At 45.1% G+C, this 7,160-nt stretch carries 8 protein-coding genes; all 8 read left to right on the top strand.

Going from position 1 to position 7,160, the window contains the following annotated elements; translation table 11 throughout:
• Positions 1 to 160 precede the first annotated feature (160 nt).
• The 8 genes from GKG43_RS22450 (at position 161) to GKG43_RS22415 (ending at position 7,103) form a co-directional block, all read left to right on the top strand.
• Positions 161 to 574 carry an HTH domain-containing protein gene (locus tag GKG43_RS22450; protein WP_055152911.1) on the top strand — a complete coding sequence of 138 codons (414 nt, stop codon included), beginning with the start codon at positions 161 to 163 and terminating at the stop codon, positions 572 to 574.
• Between the two features lie 2 nt (positions 575 to 576).
• Entirely contained in the window at positions 577 to 1,536 is a 960-nt protein-coding gene (locus GKG43_RS22445) for an IS3 family transposase (protein WP_055152912.1), read from the top strand.
• 2 nt (positions 1,537 to 1,538) lie between these two features.
• Entirely contained in the window at positions 1,539 to 1,712 is a 174-nt protein-coding gene (locus tag GKG43_RS22440) for a hypothetical protein (protein WP_154253422.1), read from the top strand.
• 49 nt (positions 1,713 to 1,761) lie between these two features.
• Positions 1,762 to 3,318 carry an ABC-F family ATP-binding cassette domain-containing protein gene (locus GKG43_RS22435; RefSeq protein WP_055154317.1) on the top strand — a complete coding sequence of 519 codons (1,557 nt, stop codon included), beginning with the start codon at positions 1,762 to 1,764 and terminating at the stop codon, positions 3,316 to 3,318.
• A gap of 13 nt (positions 3,319 to 3,331) precedes the next feature.
• Positions 3,332 to 4,078 (top strand): nickel pincer cofactor biosynthesis protein LarB, encoded by a 747-nt coding sequence (gene larB / locus GKG43_RS22430; RefSeq protein ID WP_055154315.1) that lies wholly within the window; start codon positions 3,332 to 3,334, stop codon positions 4,076 to 4,078.
• A complete protein-coding gene (gene larC / locus GKG43_RS22425) occupies positions 4,075 to 5,352 on the top strand; it encodes a nickel pincer cofactor biosynthesis protein LarC (protein ID WP_055154313.1) in 1,278 nt (425 codons plus the stop codon). The genes larB and larC overlap by 4 nt, the downstream gene beginning before the upstream one ends.
• Positions 5,339 to 6,220 carry an ATP-dependent sacrificial sulfur transferase LarE gene (gene larE, locus GKG43_RS22420; protein WP_330377715.1) on the top strand — a complete coding sequence of 294 codons (882 nt, stop codon included), beginning with the start codon at positions 5,339 to 5,341 and terminating at the stop codon, positions 6,218 to 6,220. The genes larC and larE overlap by 14 nt, the downstream gene beginning before the upstream one ends.
• Positions 6,221 to 6,419: 199 nt before the next feature.
• Entirely contained in the window at positions 6,420 to 7,103 is a 684-nt protein-coding gene (locus tag GKG43_RS22415; protein ID WP_243125899.1) for an SGNH/GDSL hydrolase family protein, read from the top strand.
• The last annotated feature ends 57 nt before the right edge of the window (positions 7,104 to 7,160 follow it).

The following is a 7,160-nucleotide window of genomic DNA, read 5'->3' as shown; positions in this document are numbered from 1 at the left end:
TATAATGTACCCATAGATGTGGACACATTAAGAAGAAGGGTTCCCTAAAAATGGACACTAAAAAGAAGGCATAAAACCTTAAAAGTGGACAGTGTAAAGAAGGGGTTCTTTATCTCTGATAGATGTTGATATATAATAAACACATCTAAAGGAGAATGATATGCGAGAATACACCCCAAAAGAAATGAAAGAATTAATAAAAAATCCATATACACTGAAAGTAACGAAGTTTAAGCTGAGCCATACTGCAAAATTTAAGGAGGATTTTTGGATTAGCTATCAGGCTGGAAATACCCCCAAAAAAATTATTGCTGATATGGGATATAATCCAGAAATGTTTGGTCAAAAGAGAATCGACAGCCTAGTCCAGCATATAAAAAAAGCAGCACTTTCTGGTCATGGGTTTTCCGAAGGCCCGAACAGGACAAAAAGAGTTCCAATGAAGGAAGTTAAAACGGATTTAACAGAATCGCCTAATATAGAACAGATGCAGCATGAACTCCTATATCTTCGTCAGGAAGTAGAGTTCTTAAAAAAAATTATAAAAGCAGACAACACGAAACGGAAAGACTGATTATGGGTGGATCAGATTGCAAATTGGAGATTATCTATGATTTAATAAGCAAAAAAGATAATGTCTTATCGGTTACAATGCTTTGTGATATTGCAGGCGTATCAAGATCAGGATACTATCGCTGGGTCGGAGCAGCAGGTGAAAGAGAAAAGCAAGAATTACAAGACCAGGCAGATTTTGAAATGATCCTCAGTGCGTATACAAAACGTGGATATGATAAAGGCGCAAAAGGCATTTATATGGCTCTGGTTCACCAAAATCCACCTGTGATAATGAATGTTAAAAAGATCCGCCGCCTGATGAAAAAGTATGGGTTAGTATGTAAGATTAGGGCTGCAAATCCCTATAGGCAAATGGCAAGAGCAATAAAGACAAATAATGTTGCGGATAATCTTTTGAAAAGGGAATTCACATCATATGGCCCTAGAATGGTCTTATTAACAGATATTACATATATTCCTTATAATGGGATGTTCTGTTACCTATCAACGATTCTAGATGCATTTACAAAGGAAATATTATCGTATGTACTAAGTGAATCGTTAGAGGTGGATTTTGTACTATTAACGGTAAATCAAATGGTTGAAAAGCATGGGGTTTCCTTGCAGACTGATACAATGATTCACTCGGATCAGGGATGCCATTATACAAGCTGCAGTTTTATTCAGCTGGTGAAGGATAAAGGTTTAAGGCAGTCCATGTCCAGGCGGGGGAATTGTTGGGATAACGCACCTCAGGAAAGCTTTTTCGGGCATATGAAGGATGAAATAGATATAAGCCAGTGTAAGTTCTTTAATGAAGTGAAACCAAGGATTGATGATTGGCTGGATTACTATAATAACGAGCGATACCAATGGCAGTTAGCAAAGCTGTCTCCGAATGAGTATTATCAATATATAACAACTGGGAATTATCCTTTGAAAGGGATAATACAAGAACCCAAAAAGGAAGAAGAAATATAGCGATGTCTATACAGAACATATTATCCCTTCTTCTTAAATTTGTCCTTGACAAAGGGTACACTTCAGAAGATGGATACAGCAAAGAAATAATCATGGATAAGTTAATCAGGGGCTTATCATTAAACAGGGAAGAGTCCAGCAGGTATTATGAGCGTTTTGCTAAGCCCGCAAGGTAGCGGGGTGTCTGAGGAGTACATGAAATAGAGAATGTAAAGGAGATTTTGTATGAGTATCTTAAATGTTGAACACCTCTCCCATGGATTTGGAGACCGTGCTATTTTTCAGGATGTTTCTTTCCGGCTGCTTCGGGGGGAGCATATTGGCCTGATAGGTGCCAACGGGGAAGGAAAGTCTACATTTTTAAATATTGTAATTGGAAAACTACAGCCGGATGAAGGCAAGGTTGAGTGGGCAAAGGATATCCGTGTTGGCTATCTGGATCAGCATACGGTTCTGGAAAAGGGGATGACGGTGCGGGATGTCCTGAAATCAGCATTTTCTTATCTCTTTGAGTTGGAGGAGAAGATGAACCGTATCTGCGAAAGTCTTGGAGAGGTAGATGCGGATGAGATGGAGAGTTCGATGGAGGAACTGGGGACGATTCAGGATACACTGACTCTGCACGATTTTTATGTCATTGATGCCAAAGTTGAGGAAGTGGCACGCGCTCTGGGACTGCTGGACTTGGGCCTTGACCGGGATGTGACGGATCTCAGCGGCGGACAGAGGACAAGGATTCTGCTGGGTAAACTCCTGCTTGAGAAACCAGATATCCTGCTGCTCGATGAGCCGACGAATTATCTGGATGAGGAACATATTAACTGGCTGAAACGGTATTTGACAGAATATGAGAATGCATTTATTTTGATCTCACATGATATTCCTTTTCTGGATGAGGTTGTCAATATTATTTACCATATGGAGAATCAGAGCCTGGACCGCTATGTGGGGAATTACGAAGATTTCCAGAGGATTTATGAGGTGAAAAAGTCCCAGCTTGAGGCGGCATACAAGAGGCAGCAGCAGGAGATCAGCCAGCTGAAAGATTTTGTTGCCCGTAACAAAGCTAGGGTTTCTACAAGAAATATGGCCATGTCCCGTCAGAAAAAGCTGGATAAAATGGACGTCATAGAGTTGGCGGCAGAACGTCCGAAACCGGAATTTCACTTCAAACAAGGGCGCACGCCGGGAAAATATATATTTGAGACAAGAGATTTTGTAATCGGATACGATGAACCACTGTCAAAACCACTCGATATTTCTCTGGAAAGAGGGCAGAAGATTGCTCTGATCGGTGCCAATGGGATTGGAAAGACCACCCTCATCCGCAGCATCATGGGACTTGTAAAGCCGCTTAAAGGAGGCTGCGAGCTGGGCGAGAATCTTTCTGTCGGATATTTTGAACAAGAGGGAGACGGAAACAACAAGACAACATGTATTGAAGAAATCTGGAGTGAATTTCCTTCATTTACCCAGTATGAGGTGCGATCCGCGCTGGCAAAATGTGGATTGACTACGAAGCATATAGAGAGCCAGGTCCGGGTATTGAGTGGCGGGGAGCAGGCGAAGGTGCGTTTGTGCAAACTAATCAACCGGGAGACAAATGTGCTGATGCTGGATGAGCCTACCAACCATCTGGATGCGGAGGCGAAGGAGGCCCTGAAAGAGGCGCTGAAAGAATATAGGGGAACAATACTGCTGATCTGTCACGAACCCGAATTTTACCAGGATATCGTCCAGGAAGTCTGGGACTGTACCCGATGGACGACTCGGGTGGTTTAAGGAGGAGATGTTGATGGATGCTCATGAAATGTTGGAAAAAGTGAAGAGTGGGGAAGTGTCTGTGGAGGAAGCCGAGCAGTATTTTCGCCGTGAGCCTTTTGAGGAACTGGGATATGCTAAGCTGGATACGCACAGGAAGCTGCGTTCAGGATTTCCAGAGGTAATATTCTGCAGTGGTAAGGATACGGAACATCTGCTTCATATTTATCAGAAATTATATGAGGAAGAGGGGGAGGTGTTTGGCACCAGAGCTTCAGCGGAACAGTTTGAGTTGCTGCGGGAGACACTGCCCGAACTTGAGTATGACCCGATCTCCCGGATTATGAAAATAGAGAAGAAAGTAAAAGATCATGTTGGCAGGATTGCTGTCTGTACAGCAGGTACGGCAGATATTCCTGTGGCTGAGGAGGCGGCACAGACCGCAGAGTATTTTGGAAGCAGGGTGGAACGTATCTATGATGTGGGGGTCAGCGGCATTCACCGGCTGATGTCCCGTCTGGATGTGATTCAGCGTGCAAATTGTGTGGTTGCCGTGGCAGGAATGGAGGGGGCCCTGGCCAGTGTCATGGGAGGACTTGTGGATAAACCGGTGATAGCGGTTCCCACGTCTGTAGGTTATGGAGCTAATTTTCATGGATTGTCGGCTCTGCTTACTATGATTAATTCTTGTGCGAATGGAATTGCGGTTGTGAACATTGATAATGGATATGGGGCGGGATATATCGCTACACAGATTAACAGATTGGGGGAGAGAAAATGAGCAGGGAATTGTATTTAGAATGTGCCTCGGGAATAAGCGGCGACATGTTTACAGCAGCGATGCTTGATCTGGGCGCTGACCAGGAAGTACTGAGAAAGGCGCTCAACAGTCTGCGGCTGCCCGGATATAGGGTGGAAATCAGCCGGGTTATGAAAAGTGGTCTGGCTGCATGTGACTTTTCAGTTCATCTGGATGCAGAACATGAGAACCATGATCATGATATGAACTATCTGCACGGGAAGGATGCAGGGAATCATGTGCATGGAACCGAACATAGTCATGTGCAACACCACTCTCATCAGCATATACACGAACACCGGGGGCTGGCAGATATCATGGCGGTTATAGAACAGGCAGACCTCAGTGATTATGCCAGAAACACAGCCGTCCGTATTTTTGAGATTCTGGCAGAGGCTGAGGCAAAAGCTCATGGAGTTTCTATTGACCAGGTGCATTTCCATGAAGTTGGCGCCGTGGATTCGATTGTGGATATTGTTGCAGCGGCGGTATGTCTGGATAATCTGGATATAAAAGAGGTGATTGTCCCGGTCCTGAATGAAGGAACCGGATTTGTCCGCTGTCAGCACGGTATGATACCTGTTCCGGTTCCTGCTGTTGCGGCCATTGCGGAAAAATATGCCCTGACGCTTCGTATTCATGATATGGAGGGTGAATTTGTGACACCCACCGGCGCGGCCATTGCAGCAGCGGTCAGAACGAAAGACCGGCTTCCGGAAAAGTTTACGATTCTGAAGACCGGCCTGGGAGCTGGGAAAAGGACATATGAAAGGCCAAGTCTGCTGCGGGCGATGTTGATTCAGGCGGAGCAGGACCATAAAGATTGTATATATAAACTTGAAAGTAATATAGATGACTGTACGGGAGAGGCATTATCTTTTGTAATGCAGAGACTCCTGGAGCTGGGAGCAAAAGATGTATATTTTACTCCGATTTATATGAAAAAGAACCGTCCGGCGTATCAGATTAATGTTATCTGCGCAGAAGAAGACATCACAAAGCTGGAAGAGATTATGTTTATGGAAACAACGACCATTGGAATCCGGAGGATAAAGATGGAGCGCTCAATTCTGAAACGAGAGCAAAAAGAGGTGGTGACTTCTCTGGGGCGGGCAGCTGTAAAGATTTGTGAGCTTCCATCAGGAAAAAGGATATACCCGGAACATGACAGCGTGGCTGCGCTGAGCAGGAAAAGCGGACTTTCATGGCAGGATGTTTACCGATTGATTGTGAGGGAGTGCGATGGAGATGTATGAGGATGCGCAGAACATGTTGCTGGATAAAAGGAAAAAAGTTCTGTTTACGGCAATGGAAAAATACTGCGGAGAGGATGCTGCCGTTGCATTTTCCGGCGGAGCGGACAGCAGCCTGCTTCTGAAACTTGCATGCGAGTGTGCCAAAAAGCAGGGAAATAAGATTTATGCAGTAACGGTACAAACAGAACTTCACACACAAAATGATTTAATAATAGCTGAAAAAGTGGCAAAAGAAACTGGTGCGTTTCATATAGTCCTTTGTGTAAATGAACTTGAGGAAGCGGGAATAGAGTATAACCCCGAAAACAGATGCTATCTCTGTAAAAAACTCCTCTTCACCAAAATACGTGAAGAAGTTTCCCGGCTGGGGGTGGGAAGCATAATGGAGGGGACGAATGCAGATGATCTTGGCATGTACCGCCCGGGTATCCGGGCAATTCGTGAATTAGGTATAGAAAGTCCGCTGGCAGAGGCGGGGCTGACGAAAGAAGAAGTACGCAGACTGGCAGCTGCTTACGGAATCTCTGTGGCAGAGCGTCCGGCATCTCCATGCATGGCGACACGTTTTCCCTATGGAACCAGACTGGACAGGGAGAAAATGAAAGCAGCGGAACTGGGGGAAGCGTACATCCGGTCCATGGGATTTTACAATGTACGCCTGCGGGTTCATGAAGATGTTGCCCGCATTGAGGTGGATGAGGCGGCCCTGGGGCAGGCGCTGCAGCACCATAAAGAGATATCGGAGTATATGAGAACCCTTGGATTTCGGTATGCTGCGCTGGATTTGGAAGGATTCCGTTCCGGCAGTATGGACGAGAAACATAACGGTAAAAAAACAGAGGACGGTGACAATAACATAAGCAAGTAAAAGTGCGATATCCGTCGTGAAAGCAGGCACAACTCTGACGCAGATATCAGGCACTTATTACTGAAAGATTAATGCACTGCTGTACAACCGGGGTACAAAGCTTATGTGCATTATTTATAAAATTTGTTCGGATCTTGTAATTCCTTTCCTTATACGGCAGTGTTAAAGTGAAAACACAATGGGAGAGGAGGCAGCAGCAATGATATTCAAAAATATGGAATTTCATAATGTGGAGGAAATCATAGAGTGCAGGAAGGGGTATGCAATGCAGCGTATTCCTTCTTTTGTATCGGAAAAACTAAATGAAGGGGCGCGAAACGGCTCCTGCCGTTTTACCACAGGAGTGGAAATCAGATTCAGGATGCAAAGTGATACTGTAAAAATAACGCTGTCCGCGGAGAAAGATATTGAGGCCCAGACTGCTTTTATTTATTATGGTTCCTTTCAGGGGGGATGGCAGAAGTCATCCGTTGCACTTACAGAGGAAGGTACTGCAATTGAAATTAAAAAGGCTGAAAATATAGAGCTGCTGAAGACACTTACAGAGAAAAAAAGGCTGCCCTTCCATCCCGAAATCGTAAGGATCGTACTGCCATACGGCACCTGCTATTTTAAAGAAATAATTGGGGATATACAGCCGCCGCAGAAATCGGAACTGCCGCAAAGGACATATCTTGCCTATGGTTCTTCTATCACCCATGGAAGCCTGGCATTGTCTGCGCCCTGCTCCTATCCCTTTCAGATCGCCCGCAGGCTGGGGACAGATTATCTGAATCTGGGATTTGCGGGAACTGCACTTCTGGAACAGGAGATGGCAGAGTACATTGTCAGCAGAAAAGACTGGGATTTTGCCTCTGTAGAACTGATTATTCCGGGCGATTAGCCCATGCGCTGAAGCGCGTTCAGCGCACGGGTATCGCCGTTTAGCAAAGGCTGGTCG

Source organism: Eubacterium sp. BIOML-A2 (assembly GCF_009680135.1).
GTDB lineage: Bacteria > Bacillota > Clostridia > Lachnospirales > Lachnospiraceae > Faecalicatena > Faecalicatena contortus_B.
Note: the sequence above shows the minus strand (reverse complement) of the source record. Positions and strands in the feature narration are given on the sequence as shown.

What these genes read in the sequence shown, in the direction of transcription:
- GKG43_RS22450 (WP_055152911.1), top strand. Translation starts at nt 161, where the DNA reads ATGCGAGAATACACCCCAAAAGAAATGAAAGAATTAATAAAAAATCCA.
- GKG43_RS22445 (WP_055152912.1), top strand. Translation starts at nt 577, where the DNA reads ATGGGTGGATCAGATTGCAAATTGGAGATTATCTATGATTTAATAAGC.
- GKG43_RS22440 (WP_154253422.1), top strand. Translation starts at nt 1,539, where the DNA reads ATGTCTATACAGAACATATTATCCCTTCTTCTTAAATTTGTCCTTGAC.
- GKG43_RS22435 (WP_055154317.1), top strand. Translation starts at nt 1,762, where the DNA reads ATGAGTATCTTAAATGTTGAACACCTCTCCCATGGATTTGGAGACCGT.
- larB (WP_055154315.1), top strand. Translation starts at nt 3,332, where the DNA reads ATGGATGCTCATGAAATGTTGGAAAAAGTGAAGAGTGGGGAAGTGTCT.
- larC (WP_055154313.1), top strand. Translation starts at nt 4,075, where the DNA reads ATGAGCAGGGAATTGTATTTAGAATGTGCCTCGGGAATAAGCGGCGAC.
- larE (WP_330377715.1), top strand. Translation starts at nt 5,339, where the DNA reads ATGGAGATGTATGAGGATGCGCAGAACATGTTGCTGGATAAAAGGAAA.
- GKG43_RS22415 (WP_243125899.1), top strand. Translation starts at nt 6,420, where the DNA reads ATGATATTCAAAAATATGGAATTTCATAATGTGGAGGAAATCATAGAG.